Genomic DNA, 23,753 nt, shown 5'->3' with positions numbered 1-23,753 from the left:
CCAGGAGGCATCATGCCTGTCTCACGCAACACGATCGGATCCCTCGCCGTCGGCGGGGCACTCGCCGCCACCCTCGCCGCCCTCGTCTACCCGAGCATGCTGGGCATCCAGACCACCTCCTCGAACGCGTCCCGGATCCTCGCCAACACCCAGTGGGGGCCGCTCACCGAGTCCGACCGCAACTTCGTCGTCTTCGTGCGCTCCGCCGGGCTCTGGGAAGGCCCCTCGGGGGACCTGGCCATGAAGAAGGGGACGACCGCGGCAGTACGGGAAGCCGGAAGGCACCTGGTCATCGGGCACGCGGCGCTCGACGCCAGCTGCCGGAAGATCGCCCCCATGCTGAACATCACCATCCCCAACCAGCCCACACCCCAGCAGGCGGGCTTTCTCGCGACGTTCCAGTCGGACACGGGCAAGCAGTTCGACACCGACTTCGCCAACATCCTGCGCGTCACCCACGGGTCGATCTTCAACACCATCGCGAAGGTCCGCTCCACGACCGAGAACACCCTCGTGCGCGCCCTCGCCGACCAGGCCAACGATGTGGTCCTGGACCACATCACACAGATGGAGAAGACCGGACTGGTCAACTACGACCAGGTCAACTTCCAGATAACGACCCCGCCGAAGCTTCCGTCCGCCCAGGTCACTCCCCCGGTGCCGCAGGCGGGTGCACCCCAGGTCGTCCTCACGGTGCCCCCCGGGCTGTCGACCGAGGGAGTGCCGACGGGTCCGGCCGTCACCTCGGAGGGCTCGTCCGGGGCGTCCCCGACACCGACGCCGACCGCGGGATGACACGGCTCCGTCCACCGCCGTATGGCAGCGTGCAAGTTTTACCTCACGCAATGATCGGTCGGCGGGACTCCCGCGTACCTCTTGACGAACGCTTTGCTCGCGCCAGGAGGAATCATGCCCATCTCTCGCAACACGATCGGATCCCTCGCCGTCGGCGGGGCGCTCACCGCCACCTTGGCCGCCCTCGTCTATCCGAGCATGCTCGGCGTGCAGACCACGTCCTCCGATCCGTCCCGGGTCATCGCCAACACCCAGTGGGGGCCGCTGACCGAGGGCGACCGCGACTTCGTCGTGAAGGTCCGCTCGGCCGGGCTCTGGGAGTATCCGCTGGGCGAGCTCGCGCTGGAGAAGGGCTCGACGCCGGAGATGAAGGAAGCGGGCAAGCACCTGATCGTGGGACATGCCGGGCTGGACGACCTGTGCCGCAAGATCGCGCCCATGCTGAACATCACACTGCCCAACCAGGCCACCCCGCAACAGCAGCAGTTCGTCGCGACCTCGGCGGCGCAATCAGGCCGACAGTTCGACAGCACCGCGGCGAACATCATGCGCGTCACGCACGGCCAGATCTTCCCGACCATCGCCAAGATCCGCGCCAGCACCACCAACACCCTCGTGCGTCAGCTCGCCGACCTCGCCAACGACACCGTTCTGGACCACATCACGGTCCTGGAGAAGACCGGCGTGGTCAACTTCGACCAGGTCAACTTCCAGCAGACCACCCCGCCCAAGTTGCCCAAGGCCCAGCTGACCCCGCCCGCGCCCCAGCCGGGAGCACCCATGGTCGCGCTCACACCGCGTCCCGACCTGAACGTCAACACCGCCTCGCCCGCGCCCTCTCCGGCCGCCGGGTGACCAGGGGCCGACCGCGCGGGCCTGCCCGGAGGACCTCAGCGTCTCGCGTCGGCGTGGGCGGAGAGCCGGTAGGAACGGACGACGGCGACCAGGCTCCCGGCGACGAGAGCAGCCGCCCATGGCGCCAGGCCGCGCAGCGGCTCCGGCACGATCGACTCCGCCTCGGTACCCCGAGTGGGCACTCTCCCACGGGGGTCGTACACGACCGTGAGGGCGTCTCCGGGGCGCGTCGTCTGCTCACAGCCACGCCAGATGCGGACCTTGAGGGGCATCCCGTCGGCGTCCCGCACCGAGCAGAGGTACCGGCCCCGCCCACCGTCCGTGGCCCATCCGTCCTCGACCGACGTCACGGTCACGGACTGCACCCGTCCTCGTTCCGCCAGCACCATGCCTGCGGCGGCCTGCGGCGCCTGCAGCGCGAGGCAGACGCCGAGCAGCACGATGATGCCGACCAGCGCGCGACCGGCCCCGACGGAGACGAGATACAGCGCGAGCGCCACCACGCACGCCAGGCCCCCCTCGCCATCGGCGAGCGAGGGGCGGCCTGTCCAGGCGCCGTAGAGTGTCGTGCCCACGACGGCCCCGGCGGTGAGGATCCCCGCGAGGAGTCCCTCCGCGACCAGCCGCCACGGCGGCAGACCGACGAACTCGGCGGGCCCCCAGACGGTGGCGCGCAGATGCGCCATGAGGTGGGAGGCGGCGGACGGCGAGGCCCGGCGCGTCCGGCGCACGAGTCCCATTCCCTGCGTCCCTCCTCAGACCCCCGGTGCCCGCGCTGTGCGGCCACGCTGTCACGACCGGTCGCGCTCGCACGACACGCGCCCCGGAGCGGGCGGCAAGGCCCGCCTTCACAATTCCCTTGCATTATGCAAGACAGTGAGGATCCGGAGAAGACGTGTCCGTGTACGGACCCTGGTCGGCCGCGCGTTCCGGCCCGGCCGGGCGCGGGTCACACGTCGTGGACCATCGCCTCGTCGACGGCCCAGCCGAGCGGGTGCGGATCCGGGTTGTCGGCGGCGGGGGTCGCCGGAGGCTCGCCGCCCGCCCGGTTGAAGGCGCCCAGAGCCTCGATCAGCGCGAGCCGCTGCGTGGGACCGAGCCGGGCGACGATCCCCGCGATCTCGGAACGGCGCCGGGCGGTGACGTGCTCGACGGTGCGCCGGCCCTCGTCGGTGAGCTGCAACAGGGTCTCGCGCCGGTTGTCGGGGTTGGTCTGGCGGTCGGCGAGCCCGGCCGCGATGAGCCGGTCGACCATGCGCATCGCGGTGGACGGCGCCACCTGGAGCAGGTCGGCGAGCACCACCAGCTTGGTGGCACCCCGGGTGGCGAGCACGACCAGCATGCGGAACTGCGGCAGCGTCACTCTCTCCTCGACCTCGGCGAGGGAACGGGCGGAGACCGCCACCAGCAGGCGAGAGGCGGTCAGCACCGCCCTGGTGACCGCGTCGACATCGTCCATGGCCCCCGCTGGGGTCTCGTGCTCCGGCATAGGTCCTTTCTACCGTGCCGAAGTCGGCGCCCCCTCACGCGAGGGGAACAGATTTTCCCTCCCCATGACCGTGGTACCGCAGGAGCAGCATCGCGGCGTCGTCGTGCAGCGGCCCTTCGGCATGCCTGACCAGGTCTTCTCGTACGGCTTCCAGAGCATGGTGCGCTTCCGGCTCCTTGAGCAGGTAGGCCCGTTCGCCGAGGGGATAGAAGGAGCCTTGCGCGTCCCGGGTCTCGGTGACGCCGTCGGTGTACAGGAGAAGCTGGTCGCCGGGCGCGAAAGCCACCCGATAGGGCTTGGGCCCCTCGGCCCCGTGGGCGCCCAGCCCGAGGGGAAGCGCGTACGCGGGCGGCTGCGGGAAGTCCGCGGTGCCGTCCTGCCGCACGACCATCGGCGCCGGATGGCCGAAGTTGAGGAAGACGACCTCGTGACCGGAGCCGATCTCGGCGAGCACCGCCGTGACGAACTTCTCACCCTCCAGCTCCCGCGCCACACTGCGTTCCAAGCGCTCGCCCAGCCCCACCAGGTCCGGTTCGTCGTGGGCCGCCTCCCGGAAGGCACCGAGCACCACCGCCGCCGTCTCCACGGCGGCGAGCCCCTTGCCCTGCACATCACCCACGATTACCCGGATCCCGTGCGGCGAGGCGACCATCTCGTACAGGTCGCCACCGATCCGAGCCTCGGCGACCGCCGACGTGTACGACACCGCCGCCTGCAACGGACCCGCCGTCCTGGGCACCGGCCGCAGCAGCACCCGCTGAGCCACCTCGGCGATCGAGCGCACGTTGGCCAGCTCGGCCTCCCGGCGGGAGCGCATCACCGCGGCGGCGACACCCACGCCGGTGACACCCGCCACCGACACCATCGCGGTGAAGCCCCGGCGCTCCTCGAAGAGCCCGTCGTACATCCCGAGTCCCACGCACAGGAGCAGCGCCACGGATCCGATCAGCGCCGTACGCCGCCACCCTCCTACCAGCCCGGAGAACGCCGGCCCCAGTGAGACCAGCGGCAGGAACCCCACCCCTGGCCCGGCGACCAGGTCCGCTCCCGCCACCACGGCCATCGCCGCCACCGGCATCCAGGACAGCACTGCGGACCCGGACGTCGGCTTGTGATCGATCATGACGTCCTCCAGCGGTCCCGCGGTCTCAGGAGCCGCCCGTCCAGGACTTCCGACACAGGCACCCCTCCCCGTCCTTAGACTATGCAAGAGTTTGCGTGTCGAAGCGGGCCCCATTCCCGGCCCTTTACCCAAGAGTGGCCGAGAGGTACCGGGGCCGACGCACCCGATCCCGGAAGGCGACCATGCCCGGCAGACACACCGCACCGGACCGACCCCCACTCCCCGTCGGCTGGCGGCGTCAGGCCGCACGACTGCCGATAGCCCTCTTCCGCTGCGGGCTGGGCCGGCTCTTCGGCGGGCGGCTGCTCCTGCTGCACCACACGGGTCGCGTCACCGGTCTCCAACGCCGGGTGGTCCTCGAAGTGGTGGAGTACGACCCGGTGGCGGGCAGTTGGACCGTCGCCTCCGGCTTCGGGCCGCAAGCGGCGTGGTACCGCAATCTGCGCGCGGACCCGAAGACCCTGGTCAATGTCGGCAACCGCGGCTACGCCGTCACGGCACGCTTCCTCACACCCGGCGAAGGCGCCGAGATCATGGCCCGCTACGCCCACCGTCGCCCCCGGACCGCGCACCGACTGTGCGCCTTCATGGGATTCACGCCGGACGGCACCGACACCGGGTACCGGGAGATCGGAAGAGCGACCCCCTTCGTCCGACTGGAGGCGGCCCCCGGGTATCACCCGAGGTGACCGACCACACGGCCGACACGGCCCGGGACAGAAACTTCCCCGAAGTGCTGGCATTGCATTTTGCATCATGCAAAACTTGCACCGGGGGGTCGAGTCGGCGGTCGGTCGTCCGGCGCCCGCGCAGGAGTGACCGGCACGGATACGGGCTCGGGCGGTACACCGGCCGCCGACTGGCCCCACGGGACCGACCCGGCACGCACTCCTCGCCACCCCTCCGCCTCCCGCAGAACACCCCTCCAGCAGGATGTACCACGGGTCGAGGAAACAGGCATGGAGATGAGGGCCAGTGGCCGCTGAGTATCCGCCGGACAAGGAGAGACCAGGCGGCGAGGACGGCGGTGTGCCCGTACCGGACGCCGTGTGGCGCAGATTCCTCGACGACACCGAACAGGCCATCCGGGCCTCCGCGCCCCGGGAACCCTCCGCGCAGGAGCGAGCGGCAGGCGTCCGCCACGGCCCGACGGAGGCGACGGGTCTACGGTGGAGGTTCCCGGCGGCGACCTACGACTCCGGGTCGAGTCGTACGGACCACACGGTCGGCGACCTGTGGGACCCGGAGGACCAGTCGCCGACGACGGGCTGGCGGGATCTGGACGGCTCGGGGAAGCTGCGGCGGGCGGGCCGTGTCCTCGCCGTCGTCGCCGCCGTCATCGTGGCCGTGGGAGCGCTCTCCCGCCTACCCACCCGATCCGCTTTCTCCGACGCCAGCCCCGACGGGGGCACCACACAGCAGTCCGGGGACGTCCTGCCGGACGGTGTGCCCACCGCGACCGGCGGCCTGCCGCCCGGCCCCACCCACGGATGAACAATTCCGACGAGTGAGCAGGATCCGGGGCGCGTCCGTACGTCCTGACGGACCAGGAGCCGAAGACCGGAGAAACCGCGTGGTGCGAGGACAAGTGAACGACGGCAGGCACACGGTCCGCTCCCTGATCGCTCTCGTCGCTCTGCTCGCCGGCATCCTGCTCGGCACTGCCTCGCCCGCGTCGGCGCACGCGACGCTGACCGCCAGCGACCCGCGCGACGGGGCTGTGCTGAAGACCGCGCCGAAGCAGGTCACCGCGACGTTCGACGAATCGGTCGCTCTGGTGGAGGACTCGCTGCGGGTGGTCGACCCGGACGGCCGTCCGGTGACCGCGGGGCGTCCGCAGCACGCGGGCGGCAGGGGTAACACCGACCAGGTGAACTTGACGGGCGGTCTGGGACAGGGCACGTACACCGTGTCCTGGCGGGTGGTGTCGGCGGACAGCCACGCCGTGTCGGGCGCGTTCACCTTCTCCGTCGGGAAGCCCTCGGCGACCCGCGCCACGACCACCGCCGCCCCTGCCGTGGACCCCACGGTCAACGTGCTGTACGGCATCGGCCGCTATGTCGCGTACAGCGGTCTGGCGCTGCTGATCGGCGTCGCCGTCTTCGTGCTGATCTGCTGGCGGTCCGCCACGACCGTGCGGCTGGTGCGCCGGCCGTTGGTGATCGGCTGGTGGGCGCTGCTGGCGTCCACGGTCGCGCTGGTGCTGTTGCGCGGCCCTTATGACAACGGTGACGGACCGGCCGGGGTGCTCGACGTGGAGTCACTGCGCCAAGCCGTGGCCACTCGACCGGGCATCGCCCTGCTGGCCCGGCTGGTCCTGCTCGTGGCGGTGGCCGCGCTGGTGCGGTGGCGGCCGCCGGAGCCCACGCGGCCCGTCGTCGCGGCGGGCGGTGCGCTCGCGCTGGGCCTGACCGCGACCTGGGTATCGGCCGAGCACGCCTCCGCGGGAATCCAGGTGCCCGTGGCCATGACCTCCGCCGCGCTGCACCTGATGGCGATGGCGATCTGGCTCGGCGGCCTGACCGCGCTGCTGGTCACGCTCCACCGCGCCCCCGCCGAGGACCCGCTGCCACCCGCCGCCGTCACCCGCTTCTCCCGCATCGCGCTCGCCTCAGTGGCCATGCTGGCCGCCACCGGCGTCTACCAGTCCTGGCGCGGACTCGGCTCCTGGGAGGCGTTCACCACCCCCTACGGCAGGATCCTCGCGTTCAAGATCTGGGCCGTGCTGCTGATGCTGTTCGCGGCGTCGTACTCCCGGCGCTGGACGGCCCGGCTGCTGCCGGTGCCGGAGGAGGAACGGGTCCTGGTCACCGCAGGCCGCGGCGGATCCGCTCCTCCGGCCGAAGCGGGCGATGCGACTGAGTCCGCTTCCCCAGCGCCCCGCCACGGCCTGCGCCGGTCCGTGCTGGCCGAGGTGGCGGTCGGCGTGGCGGTCCTCGTGCTCACGACCCTGCTGACCGGCACCCAGACGGGCCGGGCCGACGCCGAGACGGCCGCCAATTCGACCAGGGTGCCGGGTCAGCCGGACATCTCCCTGACCCTGATCCCGTACGACACGGGTACCAGCACCCTTGTCGGGCGCGGCAAGGTCCAGGTCAGCCTCTCACCGGGCCGGACCGGCCGGAACGTCGTGGAGGCCCTGGTCTACGGCGCCGACGACAGCCCGGTCACCATCCCCGAACTCCACCTGACCTTCACGGACGCCGACCGAGGAATCGGCCCGCTGGACGCCGGGCTCGTCGACGAACGCGGCTACTGGGGCAGCGACACCCTCAACCTCCCGGTCGCGGGGACCTGGACCATGAAGGCGACCGTCCGCGTCTCCGACATCGACCAGGTCACGGTGGAGAAGACCGTGACGATCCGGCAGTGACCGTCGTCCTGCCTAGCGGTGTTCGGGGTTCTCGTAGTCGCGGCGGCAGCCGGCGTCCCAGGCGGTGGGCTGGTTGCCGTGGGCGGGGATGCCTCCGAGGTCCTTGAGCGCGCGGGCCAGGTGGAGCAGGTTCCAGGTCATGAAGGTGGTGTTGCGGTTGGTGAAGTCGTTCTCCGGGCCGCCGGAGCCGGGGTCGAGGTACGAGGGGCCGGGGCCCGCCTCGCCGATCCAGCCGGCGTCCGCCTGGGGCGGGATGGTGTAGCCCAGGTGCTGGAGGCTGTAGAGGACGTTCATGGCGCAGTGCTTGACGCCGTCCTCGTTGCCGGTGATCAGGCAGCCGCCGACCCTTCCGTAATAGGCGTACTGGCCGACGTCGTTGAGCAGGCTGGAGCAGGCGTAGAGGCGCTCGATCACCCGCTTCGTCACGGAGCTGTTGTCGCCGAGCCAGATCGGGCCGGCGAGCACGAGGATGTCGGCCTCCATGACCTGCTGGTACAGATCGGGCCAGGCGTCCGTCTCCCAGCCATGCTCCCGCATGTCGGGCCAGACCCCGGTGGCGATGTCATGGTCCACCGCCCGCACCACATCGACCTGGACCCCCTGCGCGTCCATGACGGCGGTGCTGCGGTCGATCAGCCCCTGGGTGTTGCTCGTGTCCGGCGACCGTTTGAGGGTGAGTTGATCACCAGGGCGCGCAGGTCGTCGTACCGGGCCGGCGGAGCGTCTCCGGTGGACGGCGAAGCGTTCACACGATCCTCCTTAAAGGCCCTGCCGTCGCAGTGATGCGTGGCGAGTCGTCCCTGTCCGGGCTCCAGCGTGGGAGCCGCCCGCGCCGGACGCCACCGCAGCACCGCCGAATGGTCCTGCCGCTCTCGGGGCACCCGCACCCGGCGAGCGCCCCGAGGCCCCGACAAGCGCGACGGGAGCACACTTGAGGAAACGACGGGCCTGTCAGCACTCGCCCGAGGGGGTGTCGGTCATGGTGCGGACCCGGGGCGCCAGGGTGAGGATGTGGCGCCTGCGGCGCAATCCGCTGAGGCGGCGCAGTGATGTGGTCGACGCCTGGATCCTGCTCGCGGCATGGCTGATCGCGCTGGCAGTGGGCCTGATCACGGGTCTTGCGGCGGGATCCGCGGTGGACCACCAGCTGGACCGGCAGCGGGCCGAACGCAGGACTGTCCCGGCCGTCCTCACTGCGAACGCGCCGGGCAGGACATCCGCGTCGGCCGTGGACGACGGCCGCGTCTGGGCCACCGTGCGCTGGACGGCCCCGGACGGCTCCACCCATACCGGCCGCACGACGGTGCACCCCGGTGCGAAGGCAGGGACGCCGGTCACCGTATGGATCGACCGTCAGGGCCGCCTGACCTCCGAGCCACTCGCGCCTGTTGATGCGGCTTTCCAGGTGACCTGGACCGGCGTGCTGGTCGCCCTGACCACGGGCGGTGCGGTGCTCGGCGTTACCCAACTCGTCCGCCTCCGACTGGAGCGGCGGCGACTGGAGCGGTGGGACGAGGAATGGGCGCGGGTCGACAGTCCCAAAGGGTGGAAGACCGGGTGACTCGGCCTCGGGGCCGACAGCGCTTGATGCCTCGCGGTTCCGGTCCGGAGGGTCCGGACGACGGTCGTCGGTATCGGCGGGGAGAGGCTGGTGCCCGCGGGACGGCGCCTGTCCCGCGGGCACACCGTCCCTCTCCGATGCGTACTGCGGCAGCGCCCGGCTCGCCCCGCGGTCCAGAAACAGGCGCCCTGCAGTCATGCCCGATATGGTTTATAAAAGGTGTGCCGGGAAGTCTGGTCGGCGGACGTCTGCCGCTGCCCGGAGCCACCGATGCGCTTCTTCCCCTCGTGTTTCCCCCGAATCCTTCGACGGTCGGTCGTACGCGACCCGTCCGCATACGAGGTCGTGCGACTGCACGGTGAGCTCGACACCCGCAGCGCAAGGGCGACCGGCCTGCGCCTGGTCCGGCTGATCGACGCGGGACCGCGGGTCCTGGAGATCGACCTCGGCGAGGTGACGTATCTCAGTCCGGACGGTTGCAGAGCGTTGTTCGCCGCACTGCGGGCCGCTCGCGCTCACGGCACCCGGCTGGTCGTCACGCACGCCGACGAACACGCCCGGTCGATCTCGGATCAGCTGGGTATCGCCCGCGTCCTGGCGGCCCAGCCAGGGGGCGGTTCCTGATCGGGGCGCTCAGACCGTCCCCGCCGGACGCTCCTCCGGGGTCTGGCCGCTGCAGGGCGGGCGCACGCTGCCCATCTCCAGGGTGAAGGGCACCGGGTCGCTGTCGGATCCCTCGACCATCGCATGCATCTCCCACCCGCCAGAGCCGTTTCTGACGAACTCGGCCACGGTGGTGGCGGTGGAGTCGGCGACCTGCGTGAAGTCGTCCGCCAGCAGTTCGGCATAGCGCTGGACGACCAGCACCCCGGCGTTGTGGATGTCGCCGAAGGTCCGGCGTCCGCCGTCCTGGTGGATGACCACTCCCACCACGACCCGCCCGTAGGCGGCCGCGAGGCGGTCGAGCTCCAGCACCATCACCTCGACGTAGCCGAAGCCCTGGCCGGTCTGGCTGTGCCGGGTCATGTTGATCGTGCCGTCGGGTGACCGGCTGTCGTAGTGGACGATGTACTCCGGCCGCCCGTGGGGATCGTCCGCGGAGTAGGTCGCGGCGACGATGTCGAGGTGCCGGGGCGGTTCCCCGAAAGGACTCGGGTCCCATTTCAGCCGCACCTCGACCTTGTCGAGCCCCTCGCCGACACCGCTCACCGGTTGTCGCCTCCCCGCACCGGACCGCTGAAGGCCCAGTCGGCCCCCACCCGTGAAGTATGGCCTGTGACCAGCGAATTGATGCTCCCTTGACGCGCTTCTCACCAGGCAATCGGGAAGGGTAGGACGTGGGACACCCTTGATGGTGTTCAGGTTGCGTATGTTTCTGCCCGATGACCTGGCGCACCGGGCGGACCGGGTACGAACCTCGACACAGGGATGATTCGGGAAGACGGGAGCCGGACGTGCGTGCACGTGATCTGGCGGTGGAGTACCAGTCGGTGAGCGTCGACAGCGACGCCCTGGACGCGGCGCGGCTGATGGCCGAGCACAAGCTGCCGGCGCTGCTCGTGCTGGACGAACGGGGGGAGCCGAAGGCGATCCTTCCGGCCTCCCAGATGGTCAAGGTGCTGGTCCCGGCATACGTCGTCGAGGACCCCGCGCTCGCGGCGGTCGTCGACGAGCAGCACGCCGACCGGCTCTGCCAGGCGCTGGCCGGACGCCGGGTCGGTGACTGCCTGTCGAGTACCGCTCCCGCGCCGCCGATCGCCGACCCGGACGACACCGCGCTGGAGGTCGCCGCTCTGATGGCTCGGGTGCGCAGCCCCATGGTCGCCGTCGCCACGAAGGACAAGGCCGGCACTCGTCTGCTCGGGGTCGTCACCGCTTCGCACCTGCTGCACGAGCTCCTGGGCAAGGCGGGCGCGGCGAGTACGCCGACCGCCTGAGCAGGCTCGCAGGCGGCCGGCTCAGGCCAGGGCGAAGTACCGCAGCCACAGGTACAGAGCGCTGATCAGGACGGTCACGGCTGTGACGACGAGGCCGTACTTGGTGAACTGCCAGAAGGAGATGGGCTGCCGGTTGCGTTCGGCGATGCCGAGGACGACGACGTTGGCGCTGGCGCCGATCGCGGTGGCGTTGCCGCCCAGGTCGGCGCCCAGGGCCAGCGCCCACCACAGCACGTGGTGGCCGCCGGCCGCGCCGCCCATGTCCTTGACCAGGTCGGCGGTGATGGGCGCCATGGTGGCCACGTAGGGGATGTTGTCGACGACTCCGGACAGGACCGCCGAACCGCCCAGCAAGGTGAGCGTGGCGCCCAGTTCCCGGCCGCCGGTGGCGTCCGCCAGGGCGCGGGACAGGTCGCCGATGACCCCGGTCTCGATCAGGGCGCCGACCATCACGAACAGGCCGGCGAAGAAGGCGAGGGTGGGCCACTCCACCTCGCCCAGGACCTCCCGGGTGTCCACCTTCGACACGCCGACCAGCAGACCGGCGCCGAGCAGGGCGACCACACTCGGCTCGTAGTGCAGCACGGGGTGCAGGACGAAGCCGGCGACGACGAGCGCCAGGACTGCCAGCCCCTGCCACAGCAGCCGTGGGTCGCGGATGGCCTCGCGTTCCGTCAGTGTCATGACCTGTGCGGCGCGCTCCTCGTCGTACACGAACGCTTTGCGGAACATCACCCGGCACAGCGCCAGCAGCACCACCGTCAGAACGGCGGCGATGGGGGCGAGGCGGACCAGGAAGTCGTTGAAGGTCAGTCCGGCCCGGCTGGCGATGATGATGTTGGGCGGGTCGCCGACCAGGGTCGCGGTGCCGCCGATGTTGGAGGCGAACACCTCGGCGATCAGGAACGGCGCGGAGGGGAGGGCGAGGCGCTCGCAAACCAGCAGGGTGACCGGGGCGACCAGCAGCACGGTGGTGACGTTGTCGAGGAGCGCCGAGGCCACCGCGGTGATGAGTATCAGCATCGCCATCACCCGGAACGGTCTGCCCCGGGCCCGCTTGACCGACCAGATCGCCAGGTACTCGAACAGGCCGGTCTGGCGCAGCACGCCGACGATCGCCATCATCCCGAGCAGCAGGAAGATCACGTTCCAGTCGACGCCGGTGTGCTCGGAGTAGAACGCCGCCTTGTCGTCTGTGGCGCTGATGACGAGCATCAGTCCGGCGCCACCGAGGGCCGCGGCCGTCCGGTGCACACGCTCGCTGATGATCAGCACGTACGCGCCCACGAAGACGGCCACGGCCGCCCAGCTCTGCCAATCGCTCATACGGCGGTCTTTCTCTCCGTTTCGGCTTGTCGGTCTGCGTGGTCGGGCTCGTCGTCGGGGATGCCGACCAGGTCCTCGACATCGAACATGCGGGCGATGGGCACGTCGGTACTGGAGTGCGCCACGATCGAGAAGGCGATGCACACCGCGATCAGCGTGTACGCCTCCTCGGCGTGCGGGATGCCCGACTGCAGCACCAGCAGCCCGTACACCACCGAGGCGAAGCCCTTGGGCCCGAACCACGCGGCGGTCAGCTTCTCCCGCCGCTCGAACCGGGCTCCGGTCAGTGAGATCAGCAGCGATGCCGGGCGGATCAGCACGATCGCCAGCACCACCGCCACGTATCCCTGCCACGGCAGGTCCGCGAACAGTCCCGGGGCCAGCAGCGCCCCGAACACCAGCAGCGCGGCGAACTTCGCCAGCTCCGCCAGCGCCTCACCCAGCGGCTCGAACGCGTCCTTCGCCTCCGGGGAGACGGCGGCGAGCACGGCGCCCGCGGAGAACGCGGCCAGGTAGGGGTTGGCGTGGGTGAGGTGGCACAGGCCGTACAGGATGACGCCGGTGGCCAGCGGCAGCAGCGGCTGCAGCTTCGGCTCGGCGCCCAGCAGCCGGAACCGAACGAACCAGTTGACCAGCAGCGGCAGCAGCACGCCGAAGGCCAGGCCAAGGGCCAGTTCCAGCGCGATCCGCCCGATCGACGCCTCGTCCGTGTGACCGGCGGCGGTGGGGCCGGCGGCGGCGATCAGGATCAGTACGACGGGCAGGGCGATGCCGTCGTTGACGCCGCTCTCGACGTTCAGCAACTCGCGCAGCTTGGCCGGGACCTCCTTGCGGCCCACGATCGCCGAGGCGAACACCGGGTCGGTCGGCGCCAGGACCGCACCCACCAGGAAGGAGGTCGTCCAGTCCAGGCCCACCAGCCAGTGGGTCACCAGTGCCATGAAGACGAGCGCCAGCGGCATCCCCAGGCCCAGTGCGCGGGCCGGGCCCAGCCAGTTGGTCCGCAGCTTGGCGAAGGAGACGTGCTGCCCGTCCGTGAACAGCACCGCGAACAGCGCCAGATCGGCCGTGACCGACACGATCTCGCTGTCCGGCGTGATGTGGATCAGCCCGAGGAAGCCGTCGCTGACCAGTGCGCCACCGACGAGGAAGAGCAGCGAGGTGGACAGCACGGTGCGGGCGGCGAGCCCGGAGAGCAGCACCGCGATCAGCAGCGCCACCCCGAAGACGGCGACGAGTACCACCGGTCACACCCCGATCGGAAGAGAGAGAACACCTCTGTTCGCCGACCAGACTTCCCGGCACACCGCTGGGAACCCTACCCGTTCTTGATGCGTCTTTGACAGAACGCATACGCGCACCGTCCCGGACGCCAGGTTGCCGGTACCCGGCAACGAGCGGCGCGCAGCGCTACGTGGCGGCTCCCGGTGTCCGGTCGGCGGCGCCGCCTGCCGCGCCGACTGAGACAGGGATGGTGAGGATCATGGTGAGCCCGCCGCCCGGGGTGTCCTCGGCCACGAGCGTGCCGCCCATGGCCTCGGCGAAGCCGCGGGCGACCGCGAGGCCGAGCCCCACCCCGGCGCCGCGCGGAGTGTCGCCATGGCGCTGGAAGGGCTCGAAGACGCACTCCTTGGCCTCGTCGGGTATGCCCGGGCCACGGTCCACGACCCGGACCTCGACGCGTTCGGCGATGGCGTCGGCCGAGACCAGGACGGGCTCGCCGTCGGGGCTGTACTTGACCGCGTTCTCGACGACGTTGGCGAAGGAGCGCTCCAGCAGACCCTTGTCGACGGCGACCATGGGCAAGGTCTCGGGGATGTCGAGGGTGACGGCCGACTCGGGGTCGGGGATGCCGAGGAGCGCCATCGGGACCACCTCGTCGAGGTCCGCCTCGACGATGAGCGGGGTGACGGTACCGGTCTGGAGGCGCGACATGTCCAGCAGGTTGCCGACCAGGTGGTCGAGCCGGTCGGCACCCTCCTCGATCGCGGCCAGCAGTTCCGCACAGTCCTCTTCCGACCACTCCACGTCGTCCGCACGCAGCGACGTCACCGACGCCTTGATTCCCGCGAGCGGGGTCCGCAGGTCGTGGCTGACGGCAGCGAGCAGCGCCGTGCGGATGCGGTTGCCCTCGGCCAGCGCCCGGGCCTGATCCGCCTCCTGCCGCAGCCGTCGGCGGTCCAGGACCACGGCGGCCTGGGCGGCGAACGCGGCGAGCACCCTGCGGTCCTCGGCGGGCAGGACCCGGCCGGTGAGGGTGAGGGTCATGTGGTCACCGGCCGGCACGTCCACGTCCGGGTCCTCGGGGCTCCGGCACGGGCGCGGGCCCACGCTTCCCGCGCAGGTCCACGGATCGTGCTCGCCCGACCTCTCCAGCAGGGTGGCCGACTCCATCCCGAAGATCTCCCGTACCCGCTCCAGCAGCGCGTCGAGGCCGGTCTCGCCGCGCAGCACGTTGCCCGCGAGATAGGACAGGATCTCCGACTCGGCGCGCAGCCTGGCCGCCTGCCGGGTCCGCCGGGCGGCCAGGCCGACGACCGAGGCGACGGAGACAGCGACCGCGAAGAACACGACGATGGCGACGACGTTCTCAGGATCCGCGATGGTCCAGGTGTGCACCGGCGGCGTGAAGTACCAGTTGAGCAGCAGGCACCCGGCGGCGGCCGAGGCGAGTGCCGGCAGCAGCCCCCCTAGCAGGGCCGCCGCGACGGTAAGAGCCAGGAAGACCAGGACGTCGGTGGTGAAAGCCGGCCCAGTGCCGGTGTGCGTGAGCACGAGGGTGAGCAGGAACGGGCCGGCCACACCGACCCCCCAGCCCCCGATCGTCCGCCCCCGGCCGAGCTGCGTGCCCCTGGCCGTCGGCAGCCCGCGCCCTCTGCCGGCCTCGTCGTGCGTGACCAGGTGGACATCGAGGTCGGGCCCCGACTCGCGGGCGACCGTCGCGCCGACGCCGGGCCCGAGGACGTACTGCCAGCTTCTGCGCCGGGACACGCCCAGGACGATCTGGGTGGCGTTGACGCCGCGTGCGAAGTCGAGCAGGGCGGCCGGGATGTCCTCGCCGACGACGTGGTGGAAGGTGCCGCCGAGGTCCTCGACCAGGGTGCGCTGGACGGCGAGTTCCTTCGGGGAGGCCGAGGTCAGGCCGTCGCTGCGGGAGATGTAGACGGCCAGCACCTCGCCGCCTGCGCCCTTCTCGGCGAGCCGTGCGGCCCGCCGGATCAGCGTCCGGCCCTCGGGACCGCCCGTCAGGCCGACGACGATCCGCTCCCGAGAGCCCCAGATCCTGGTGACCTGATGCTCGATGCGGTACCGCTGAAGATGCTCGTCGACCCGGTCGGCCAGCCACAGCAGCGCCAGCTCTCGCAGGGCGGTGAGGTTGCCCGGCCGGAAGTAGTTCGAGAGGGCCGCGCCAACCTTGTCCGGTTGGTAGATGTTGCCGTGCGCCATCCGGCGCCGTAGTGCCTGCGGGGACATGTCGACCAGCTCGATCTGGTCGGCCCTGCGCACCGCCTCGTCCGGCAGGGTCTCACGCTGGCGCACCCCCGTGATCGACTCGACCACGTCGCCGAGCGACTCCAGGTGCTGGATGTTGACCGTGGAGACGACGTCGATGCCGGCGGCCAGCAGTTCCTCGACGTCCTGCCAGCGCTTGGCGTTCCGCGAGCCGGGGACGTTGGTATGGGCGAGTTCGTCCACCAGGGCGACGGCAGGGGCGCGGCGCAGCACCGCGTCGACATCCATCTCGGTGAAGGCGGCGTCCCGGTACTCCAGTTCCCGGCACGCGATCTGTTCGAGGCCGTGCAGCATCACCTCGGTACGCGGCCGCTCGTGGTGCTCCACGAAGGCGACCACGCAGTCGGTGCCCCGCTCCACCCGCCGGTGCGCCTCGGACAGCATGGCGTAGGTCTTGCCCACGCCCGGTGCCGCACCGAGAAAGATCCGTAGTCTGCCTCGTCCCATCGTCTCGTCCCTGTGTTTCGTGGCCCGCATCGGAGATCAGGCGCATAGGGGTTTACAGATCAGTCTTGCTCATGTGGGAACCCGCCCCGATGCGCCCGCACCATGCGACGCCGGTCCCGACGCACCAGTGCGCTCGTGCAAGCCGCCACGATCAGTACGGCGGCCGCGACGGGGATCAGGAAGGACGTCATTCTCTCTCCTCCCGCACGGCCGTGTGCCGGGTGCCGGGGGTGGCGGCCCGGTCGATCGCCGTCTCGACGGCCGCGATCCGGTCGGCGAGCAGTGCGAGGGCGGAGACCGCGCGGGTGAGCGGGTCGCTCTCCGGGCCGCCGAGGGACTGGGTGCGGACGTACGCGGCTTTCACCTCGGTCCACCGCACGGCCTGCTCGGCGGTCAGCGTGCCGCGCAGCTCGGCCAGTTTCAGCAGGTTGGCCTCGGCACCTGAGGTGAGGGTGCGGGCGTCGGCGGTGTAGTGGTCGTGGAGGACGGCGGCGAGTTCGGCGCGGTCCATGACCGGCTGGATGCGCTGGGCGATCCTGTTCATGGTGCGGTAGGAACCCTGGAGCCGGAAGGGCGGTTCGGTGCGGGTGGCGTCGGGCTGGGCGGCCGAGGCGATGTAGGCGGCGTTGACCGCGAGGACCGTCTCCCTGGCGGTCAGCAGATGGCGCAGCACCGCCAGGATCCGCTCCAGTTCGGCAGCCGGGTACGGATGGACGAGGCGGTCCGAGCGGGCTGTGGGGTCGCCCTCCGCCATGCGGACCAGCAGGTCGAGGTCGGTGCGGTCCCGGCCGGCGAGCGGGGCGAGGTCCGGGTTGGCGGTCAGGGCGTTCTCGACGAAGCTGAGTGCGAAGGCGTCCTGCCTGCCCGTCAGGACGTCGCCGAGGTTCCACACGTCGGCGCGGTTGGCGAGCATGTCGGGGACCTGGAAGCGGCCGCCGGACCCGGTGTAGGGGTTTCCGGCCATGCAGACGGCGAAGCGCTTGCCCCTGAGGTCGTAGGTGTGCGGCTCGCCGTTCCGTACGCCCTCGATGCGGCGGGTGGCGTCGCACAGCGGGATGAACCTCTGCAGCAGTTCGGGCGAGGTGTGCTGGATGTCGTCCAGGTAGAGAAGGGTGTTGTTGCCGGCCTCCAGCGCGAAGTTGATCTTCTCGACCTCCCGGCGGGCGGTGGCGTTCGGGGCCTCGGCGGGGTCGAGCGAGGTGACCGCGGGCCCGAGCGCCGGGCCGTCGACCTTGACCAGGAGCAGGCCGAGGCGGTCGGCGACGTACTCGACGAGGGTCGTCTTGCCGTAGCCGGGCGGGGAGACGAGCAGGAGGAGGCCGCCGGTGTCGGTGCGCTTCGTCCCGCCGGTGGTGCCGAGCTGTCCGGCGAGGCTGTCCCCGATCAGCGGCAGGTAGACCTCGTCGATGAGCCGGTTGCGGACGAACGTCGGCAGCACCCGCGGCCGGTGCTCGTCCAGCCGGATCCGCGTACGCTCGGCGGCCACCAGTGCCGTGCGGCGCCGTTGGTAGGCGCGGTGCTTGGGGATCCCGTGGGTGCGGAACTCTCGGGTGCGGGCGAGGAGTTCGTCGATCCGGACCGTGAGCGTACGGCGGCTGATGCGCGGGTGGGTGCCCAGCAGCCCTTCGACGGTCCCGGTCAGCGATGCGTCGGAGTCGTACCGGGGCAGATCCGGGCAGAGCTCGGCCGCCACCGCTTCCGCCAGGTCGCCGGGGTCGATGTCCACCCCGGTTGCCGTGGTGTACGACGTCAGCCACGCCTCGACGATTTGCCGGCGGTCGGCCAGGGGACCGAGGGTCGTGAGGTCGTCGTCGTACGCCGAAGTACCCACGGCATGGCGGAACTTGTCGAGCAGCGTACGGGCGCCGGTACTGATGACGAACCCGTCGGGGCCCGAGGTGAGTTCCTCGAAGAGGTAGCGGGCGGCGGCGGTCGCGGTCGGGCCGCCGATCGCCGCCGACAGTTCCCCTTCCAGGTCGGCGATGGCCGGGGCGAGGCCGAAGGTGTCGCGTGCGCGGGCCAGGGAGCAGGCCCGGCGGGTCCAGGTCGTGCGCTCGTGGGCGGTGGTGGCGTGGGCCCAGAACAGCTGGGCGGCGGCGCGGGCGGCGGGCTGGTGGCGGAGCGGGCCTGCGCCGTCGTGCAGGCGCAGCAGGGCCTTGAGGATCAGTACGGCGTCGTGGTCGTGGACGCCCCGCTCGTACCCCTCGTCGTATGCCGCCTCCGCCGCCTGCCGGACCAGGTCGGGCAGGTCGGCCACCGCGAGCGCGGCCGGGCCGTGCTCGTCCAGGAGCCGGGAGGCGAGGTGCTCGGCGCGGTAGACCTCCGGGGACTCCGAGGGCAGCGGGCGGTCCCAGTAGGGGCGGGTGGCCGCGAAATCCGGATCGGTGACCGGCGCGCGGTAGTCGGTGCCGGTGACGGCGAAGGCGAGGCCGTCGCCGTGCGGGACCAGGGTGAGTTCCAGGGGCTGGGTGTTCACGGCGAAGCGGTGGGTGCCCAGGCGGAGCGTACGGCCGTCGTCGGCGTACAGGTCGCCGCGGTCGCGCAGGGCACGCAGGGCCTCCTGGCGGGCTGCCTTGAGGCGGCCCTCGAGTTCCTCCGCCCGCACCTGGTCGCCGAGTTCGCGCAGTTCGCCGATGGCGCGGTGGATCTTGGCGGGCAGCGGGTCGGAGGTGAAGTACGTGGTGACGGCGTCCGTGTCCACGAGGGTCGCGGCGCGCCGGGTCAGCGTGCCGAGGACGCGGGTGGCGGAGTCGGCGAGGCGTTCGGCGCGGCGGGCGCGGGCGTCGGCGAGGCTCTGCTTGCGGGCGGCGAACGCCTCGTGGACCTCGTCGCGCCTGTCGGCGAGTGTGGCGAGGAAGTCGTCGGACTCGGCGAACCGGGACTCCAGGTCCTCGATGTGCACGAGAATCCGGGCGAGTTGCTCGTCGCACGTCTCGGGGCTGCCGGCGGCGGCGAGCGCGCCGGTGACGGTCTGGCCGAGCAGGGCGGACTCGGCGGCGAACGCGGCACGTCCCTCGCGGTCGAGGAGGTCGCGGCGGCGGCCGTCGAGGGTGGCGCGGGCGCGGTTGAGACCGCCGAGGACTTCGGCGATCCGTTCCAGGACGGCTGTGCGCACGGTGGCGTCGCCGATGTCGAGCCCGGCCACCACCTCGGTCACCGTCCGCAGCCCGTCGGCGAGTTGGTCGAGGCGCGCGGAGAGCGGCACGGCCTCGGCGACCGCGCCGATCGCCCCGGCGTCCGCGGTGAGCCGCTCGACGTCCGCCCGGTGCTCGGCGAAGGCATCCTCACGGGCCAGGTGGGTGACGGCCCGCCGGCCGAAGGCGGCGAGGTCGGCCTCGGTGGCAGTGGCCAGTTCGTCGATGCGGGCGGTGTCCGCGTACCGCATGTCCCTGAGGGTGAGCAGGTGCCCCTGGGCGTGGCGGAGTTCGGTCAGGCCGGCGACCCAGGCAGCGGCGCCGCGCGGGGCCTCGCCGCGCAGGCGTCGTACGACCGCAGCGATCCGGGCATCGGCCTCGGTGAGTGCGGCGGCGGCCTGGCGGGTGAGGGACTGGACGGTCGCGAACTCGGTCAGTACCTGTTCGGCCGTGGCGCGTACCTGTGCGAGCGGCTCGTTCAGGTCGCCGAGTTCCGGGTCGCCCAGCCAATGGTGGACGTCGGCCGCGCGGACACACGCGGCGGCGAGTGCCTGGTACACCTCGGTCGTCGGTGTCGACTCGGCGGCCGCGCGGGTGATGGACAGGCAGTCGGCGATGCCGCGCACCAGGTCGGCGTTGCCGATCCGGGCGAGCGGTCCGGCGGCGGGGGGTTGCGCGGCCGCGTGCGTGTCGGAGACGTACGGGGAGTTCCACAGCTGGAGCGGGTGCAGCCGCCGGGGCTCATCGCCATCGGCGGCGTGCAGGACCAGCAGCGTGCCGTCGTCGAACAGCGCCCACCCGTGGCAGGACAGCGGGGCGGCGACCTCCTTGCGGATCAGGTTGTACGACAGCAGCAGGCTGCGGCCCGTCACGCGCGCGTGGAAGGCGTACAACACGTCCTCGCCGTTCGGCGAGCGCACCTCACGCTCGAACTCCAGGTCCGCGATGTCGAGGTCGTACGTCCGGTGGGCGCCCGTGGCCAGGCAGTAGCCTCCGGGAAAGACGACGCCCTGGTCCTCGGGGAGACGACGGCAGGCCAGGCCGATGCCGTCCAGGCGGACGACTGTCCTGGTCAGCGTGTTGAAGACCAGATGGCGGTCGGAGTCCTCCTTGTAGGGGCGGATCCGCAGCAGGACCAGCGAGCCCACGCGGGCGTAGGCGATGTCCGCGTCGGCGAGGGACTGCAGCGGCTCGTCGACCGGCTCGGAGTGGATACCCTCGTCCGTCTCGGTGTCGTTCTCGACCTTGACGGTCAGCGTCCCGCCGAGCGTGTCGACGAAGACCTCGCCTTCGACGGAGACGTGCGGGTGGCGGCCCAGGACGTGGTCCTCACGGGTCGTCGCGGTCCACTCGACGTCGTGGGAGCGCGGCAGGACGTGGTCGCGGTCGCCGCGCGCGTCCACGAACGACGCCCGGCCGTCGTCGGTGAGTGCCCAGCGCAGGACGCGGATGTCGGCAGCCCGCTCGCCGGTCTGGAAGACGGCGAGCAGCTTGCCGTCCACCCGGTGGAGCCGGAGCAGCCGGGCCTGGCGGTAGTAGCGGTGGAGGTCGGCCATCTCGCGGACGAACGCCGGGTCGTCGAGCAGGCCGGGCACGGCGTCGTCGGGCAGCCGGTTCAGGTCCCGGTCGAAGAGCGCGAAGACGTCACCGGCCGGGCCTCCGGGCCCGGGGTTGTGGCCGAGGAGGAGGGTGTCGCCGACGGCGACGAGGTCGCGGGGCACACTGGCGTGCCCGGTGCTCAGCTGTCCGGTGCCGGCGAGTTCGAGGCGGGTCGAGCCGAACTCCTCGGTACGGCGGACGTTCAGGGCCTCGGCTCGGCGGGCGAGTTCCCCGGCCTGGGCGGTGAGCCGGGCACGCAGCACCTCATAGGCGCCGGTGTCCGAGGTGTCGGTGCCTGCGGCTCCGCGCGTGCCGATGTCCGGGGCATCGGTAGCTGCGGCTGCGCGCGTGCCGATGTCCGGCCTGTCGATGCCTGGAGCCTCGTACGTCCCGGTGTCCTGGCCGGTGCTCATGAATGCCTCTCAGCAGGTCGTCGTAGATGCGTGGTCCGCAGCCGCCGTCCCCTGTGCGGCGGCTCCGGACCACGGGCCGGTCAGCCCCTGGCGCTGCCGTTGAGGGCGGCGAGGGAGGTGTCGGCGAGCCCCAGCTCGCCCGCCCTGTCCAGCAGTTGCTGGAGCTGCCCGGAGTTCGCGGCGCCCGACGTCATGAGCTTCGTCAGCAGCGCGGACACGGTCAGGTCCCGGATACCGGCCGTGGACACGGAGCCGAGGGCACGGCCGAGGTCGTCGGGAAAGCTCGCGGATCCGTCCAGCCAGGGCCCGGCGAGCGCCTGCGCGGTGTCGGAGTTCTGGACGAACCCGTCGACGCTCTTGCCCAGCGAGATCGCGGAGACAAGCCGGTCGAAGAAGACGGACTCCCCGCCCACGATGTCGATGTCGGCGTTCTCAAGGCCGGTGGCGAGCACCGTGGCCTGCGCCTCGGCGATCTGCCGCTGCGCGTCCAGCCCGGCGAGCCGTACGGCCTTCTCCGCCTCCAGGCGCAGCCGGTACTCCTCGTGGCCGCGCGAGGCGTCGTCCAGGGCGGCCATCGCCGCCGCCTTCTCGGTGAGACCGGCGGCCTCCGCCTTCAGCTTCTCGCCGATGCCCTCGGCCTCGGCCAGTGCCTTGGCCCGGGTGCCCTCCGCCTCGGCGCGCAGCCGTGCCTCGGACGCGGCGGCCTCCGCCCGCCCGGCCTTCTCGATGACCTCGGCCTCCTTGTCGCGGACCTGCACGGCGGCCAGCCCCTCGGCGGCGGCCTCGGCCCGGACCCCCTCGGCGAGCCGCAGCTTGGCCTGGGCGTCCAGGTCGGCGGTCTTCAACCGGGCCTCGGCGAGGGTGATCTCCTGCGCGGCGCGGTGCACGGCTGCCTGCTCGGCGGCCTCCGCGGCCTTGATGTCCTTGACCAGCTTCTCCTGAGCCTCGGCCTCGGCGGCGATGACGACCGCCTGCCGCTCCCGCTCGGCCTCCTCCACGGCCCGCAGCTTCTTGATGGCCTCCTCCTGCTCGGCGACCGTGCGGTCCACGGCCACCCGCTCCCGGACGACCTCGGCGATCTCCCGCTTCTCCGCCTCGACCTCCTTGTCGGCGGCGATCCGGGTCAGCTGGGTCTCCCGCTCCCGCGCGATGACCTCAAGGAGGCGGTCCTTCTCGACCCGCTCGCCCTCGACGGCGATGACCCGCTCACGGTTCTTCGCGGCGACGGCGATCTCGCGGGCCTGGTTCTCGCGCTGCACGCCGAGCAGTTCCTCGGTCTTCAGGAACGCCCCCTGCGCCCGTAGCCGCTCCTCCTCCACCACCCGCGCCGTCTCGGCCTCCTCACGGGCCCGCACCGTCTCGATCTCGCGCTTCTGCTTGATCTCCGCGTCCGTCTGCCGGCGCTCCAGCTCCAGGATGGCCTCGCGCGCGTCGACGTTCTGACGGGTGATCTCCTTCTCCTCCGTGCGCTGGGCCTCGTTGGTCCGCACGTGCTCCACGGCCGTCAGCTCGGTGATCTTCCGGATGCCCTGGGCGTCGAGGACGTTCGCCGGGTCGAGCTGGGACAGCGGCGTCTGCTCCAGGTAGTCGATCGCCGCGTCCTCCAGGTGGTAGCCGTTGAGGTCGACACCGATCAACTCGATGATCTTGTAACGGAGTTCCTCCCGCTTGGTGTAGAGGTCGGTGAAGTCCAGCTGCTTGCCGACGGTCTTCAGCGCCTCGGAGAACTTCGCGTGGAACAGTTCCTGGAGCGTCTTCTGGTCGCTGGCTCTCGCGGTGCCGACCGCCTGGGCGACCTTGACGACGTCCTGGGCGGTCTTGTTGACCTTCACGAAGAACGAGATCCGGATGTCGGCACGGATGTTGTCACGGCAGATGAGCCCGTCCCGACCGGCCCGGGTGATCTCGATGGTCTTCACCGAGATGTCCATCATCTCGGCCTTGTGCAGCACCGGCAGCACGACCTGCCCGGTGAACGTCACATCGACCCTGCGCAGCTTGGAGACGATCAGCGCCTTGCCCTGCTCCACCTTGCGGAACAGCAGGGAGACAACGGCGACGGCGAGCAGGCAGACGGCGATGAGCACGCCGATGCCCATGGTCATGGGAGTCATGGCATACGTCCTTGAGGCGTAAGGGAGTTCGAAAGCCAGGAAGAGGGGGCCGGGAGAGACCGGCCAAGCGGCGG

17 protein-coding genes and 1 pseudogene are annotated in these 23,753 nt (G+C 71.3%); 8 read left to right on the top strand and 10 right to left on the bottom strand.

Annotation, left to right across the window (positions count from 1 at the left end; genetic code table 11):
- The first annotated feature begins 12 nt into the window (after positions 1–12).
- Positions 13–795 (top strand): DUF4142 domain-containing protein, encoded by a 783-nt coding sequence (locus ACFZDK_RS13680; protein WP_390972224.1) that lies wholly within the window; start codon positions 13–15, stop codon positions 793–795.
- Between the two features lie 114 nt (positions 796–909).
- Entirely contained in the window at positions 910–1,650 is a 741-nt protein-coding gene (locus ACFZDK_RS13675; protein WP_390972223.1) for a DUF4142 domain-containing protein, read from the top strand.
- 35 nt (positions 1,651–1,685) lie between these two features.
- Here ACFZDK_RS13675 and ACFZDK_RS13670 read toward each other — a convergent pair whose 3' ends face one another.
- The 3 genes from ACFZDK_RS13670 to ACFZDK_RS13660 form a co-directional block, all read right to left on the bottom strand.
- Complete coding sequence (locus tag ACFZDK_RS13670; RefSeq protein ID WP_390972221.1) at positions 1,686–2,390, bottom strand: hypothetical protein; 705 nt, start codon at positions 2,388–2,390, stop codon at positions 1,686–1,688.
- 209 nt (positions 2,391–2,599) lie between these two features.
- Positions 2,600–3,139, bottom strand: a complete 540-nt coding sequence (locus ACFZDK_RS13665) for a MarR family transcriptional regulator (protein WP_390972219.1) — start codon at positions 3,137–3,139, stop codon at positions 2,600–2,602.
- Between the two features lie 34 nt (positions 3,140–3,173).
- Entirely contained in the window at positions 3,174–4,262 is a 1,089-nt protein-coding gene (locus tag ACFZDK_RS13660) for a SpoIIE family protein phosphatase (RefSeq protein WP_390972217.1), read from the bottom strand.
- 182 nt (positions 4,263–4,444) lie between these two features.
- Between ACFZDK_RS13660 and ACFZDK_RS13655 the strand changes: the two genes are divergently transcribed.
- From ACFZDK_RS13655 to ACFZDK_RS13645, 3 genes are all read left to right on the top strand, one after another.
- Positions 4,445–4,951 (top strand): nitroreductase family deazaflavin-dependent oxidoreductase, encoded by a 507-nt coding sequence (locus tag ACFZDK_RS13655; protein ID WP_390972215.1) that lies wholly within the window; start codon positions 4,445–4,447, stop codon positions 4,949–4,951.
- A gap of 286 nt (positions 4,952–5,237) precedes the next feature.
- Positions 5,238–5,756, top strand: a complete 519-nt coding sequence (locus ACFZDK_RS13650; RefSeq protein WP_390972214.1) for a hypothetical protein — start codon at positions 5,238–5,240, stop codon at positions 5,754–5,756.
- A 94-nt stretch (positions 5,757–5,850) separates the two neighbouring features.
- Positions 5,851–7,635 (top strand): copper resistance protein CopC, encoded by a 1,785-nt coding sequence (locus tag ACFZDK_RS13645; protein ID WP_390972212.1) that lies wholly within the window; start codon positions 5,851–5,853, stop codon positions 7,633–7,635.
- A gap of 12 nt (positions 7,636–7,647) precedes the next feature.
- On the opposite strand, the pseudogene ACFZDK_RS13640 reads toward ACFZDK_RS13645, so the two are convergent.
- A pseudogene (locus ACFZDK_RS13640) lies at positions 7,648–8,384 on the bottom strand (flavodoxin family protein).
- Between the two features lie 230 nt (positions 8,385–8,614).
- Between ACFZDK_RS13640 and ACFZDK_RS13635 the strand changes: the two are divergent.
- Positions 8,615–9,196: a hypothetical protein gene (locus ACFZDK_RS13635; RefSeq protein ID WP_390972210.1), complete on the top strand. Its 582-nt coding sequence runs from the start codon at positions 8,615–8,617 to the stop codon at positions 9,194–9,196.
- Positions 9,197–9,541: 345 nt separating this feature from the next.
- A complete protein-coding gene (locus ACFZDK_RS13630; protein WP_390972208.1) occupies positions 9,542–9,820 on the top strand; it encodes an STAS domain-containing protein in 279 nt (92 codons plus the stop codon).
- A gap of 9 nt (positions 9,821–9,829) precedes the next feature.
- Here ACFZDK_RS13630 and ACFZDK_RS13625 read toward each other — a convergent pair whose 3' ends face one another.
- The gene (locus ACFZDK_RS13625; protein WP_390972207.1) at positions 9,830–10,405 is read right to left on the bottom strand and encodes a TerD family protein; all 576 of its coding nucleotides are present in this window, start codon (positions 10,403–10,405) and stop codon (positions 9,830–9,832) included.
- A gap of 245 nt (positions 10,406–10,650) precedes the next feature.
- Between ACFZDK_RS13625 and ACFZDK_RS13620 the strand changes: the two genes are divergently transcribed.
- Positions 10,651–11,133 (top strand): CBS domain-containing protein, encoded by a 483-nt coding sequence (locus tag ACFZDK_RS13620; protein ID WP_390972205.1) that lies wholly within the window; start codon positions 10,651–10,653, stop codon positions 11,131–11,133.
- 21 nt (positions 11,134–11,154) lie between these two features.
- Here ACFZDK_RS13620 and ACFZDK_RS13615 read toward each other — a convergent pair whose 3' ends face one another.
- The 5 genes from ACFZDK_RS13615 to ACFZDK_RS13595 form a co-directional block, all read right to left on the bottom strand.
- On the bottom strand, positions 11,155–12,459 hold the full coding sequence (locus ACFZDK_RS13615) for an SLC13 family permease (protein WP_390972204.1): 1,305 nt from the start codon (positions 12,457–12,459) through the stop codon (positions 11,155–11,157).
- On the bottom strand, positions 12,456–13,703 hold the full coding sequence (locus ACFZDK_RS13610; RefSeq protein WP_390972202.1) for a cation:proton antiporter: 1,248 nt from the start codon (positions 13,701–13,703) through the stop codon (positions 12,456–12,458). The genes ACFZDK_RS13615 and ACFZDK_RS13610 overlap by 4 nt, the downstream gene beginning before the upstream one ends.
- Before the next feature lie 166 nt (positions 13,704–13,869).
- Complete coding sequence (locus ACFZDK_RS13605) at positions 13,870–16,419, bottom strand: ATP-binding protein (RefSeq protein WP_390972200.1); 2,550 nt, start codon at positions 16,417–16,419, stop codon at positions 13,870–13,872.
- A gap of 187 nt (positions 16,420–16,606) precedes the next feature.
- Positions 16,607–21,565 (bottom strand): DNA repair ATPase, encoded by a 4,959-nt coding sequence (locus ACFZDK_RS13600; protein WP_390972199.1) that lies wholly within the window; start codon positions 21,563–21,565, stop codon positions 16,607–16,609.
- A gap of 80 nt (positions 21,566–21,645) precedes the next feature.
- On the bottom strand, positions 21,646–23,679 hold the full coding sequence (locus ACFZDK_RS13595) for an SPFH domain-containing protein (RefSeq protein WP_390972197.1): 2,034 nt from the start codon (positions 23,677–23,679) through the stop codon (positions 21,646–21,648).
- Between the last annotated feature and the right edge of the window lie 74 nt (positions 23,680–23,753).

This window comes from Streptomyces sp. NPDC007901 (genome assembly GCF_042959465.1).
Taxonomy (GTDB): Bacteria; Actinomycetota; Actinomycetes; order Streptomycetales; family Streptomycetaceae; genus Streptomyces.
The sequence above is the reverse complement of the archived record's forward strand: the minus strand, read 5'-3'. Positions and strand labels throughout refer to the sequence as shown.

Bases quoted from the DNA above. Each gene is read 5' to 3' on its own strand.
- ACFZDK_RS13655 (WP_390972215.1), top strand. From the start codon at position 4,445: ATGCCCGGCAGACACACCGCACCGGACCGACCCCCACTCCCCGTCGGC.
- ACFZDK_RS13605 (WP_390972200.1), bottom strand. From the start codon at position 16,419: ATGGGACGAGGCAGACTACGGATCTTTCTCGGTGCGGCACCGGGCGTG.
- ACFZDK_RS13635 (WP_390972210.1), top strand. From the start codon at position 8,615: ATGGTGCGGACCCGGGGCGCCAGGGTGAGGATGTGGCGCCTGCGGCGC.
- ACFZDK_RS13670 (WP_390972221.1), bottom strand. From the start codon at position 2,390: ATGGGACTCGTGCGCCGGACGCGCCGGGCCTCGCCGTCCGCCGCCTCC.
- ACFZDK_RS13600 (WP_390972199.1), bottom strand. From the start codon at position 21,565: ATGAGCACCGGCCAGGACACCGGGACGTACGAGGCTCCAGGCATCGAC.
- ACFZDK_RS13675 (WP_390972223.1), top strand. From the start codon at position 910: ATGCCCATCTCTCGCAACACGATCGGATCCCTCGCCGTCGGCGGGGCG.
- ACFZDK_RS13615 (WP_390972204.1), bottom strand. From the start codon at position 12,459: ATGAGCGATTGGCAGAGCTGGGCGGCCGTGGCCGTCTTCGTGGGCGCG.
- ACFZDK_RS13680 (WP_390972224.1), top strand. From the start codon at position 13: ATGCCTGTCTCACGCAACACGATCGGATCCCTCGCCGTCGGCGGGGCA.
- ACFZDK_RS13665 (WP_390972219.1), bottom strand. From the start codon at position 3,139: ATGCCGGAGCACGAGACCCCAGCGGGGGCCATGGACGATGTCGACGCG.
- ACFZDK_RS13595 (WP_390972197.1), bottom strand. From the start codon at position 23,679: ATGACTCCCATGACCATGGGCATCGGCGTGCTCATCGCCGTCTGCCTG.
- ACFZDK_RS13660 (WP_390972217.1), bottom strand. From the start codon at position 4,262: ATGATCGATCACAAGCCGACGTCCGGGTCCGCAGTGCTGTCCTGGATG.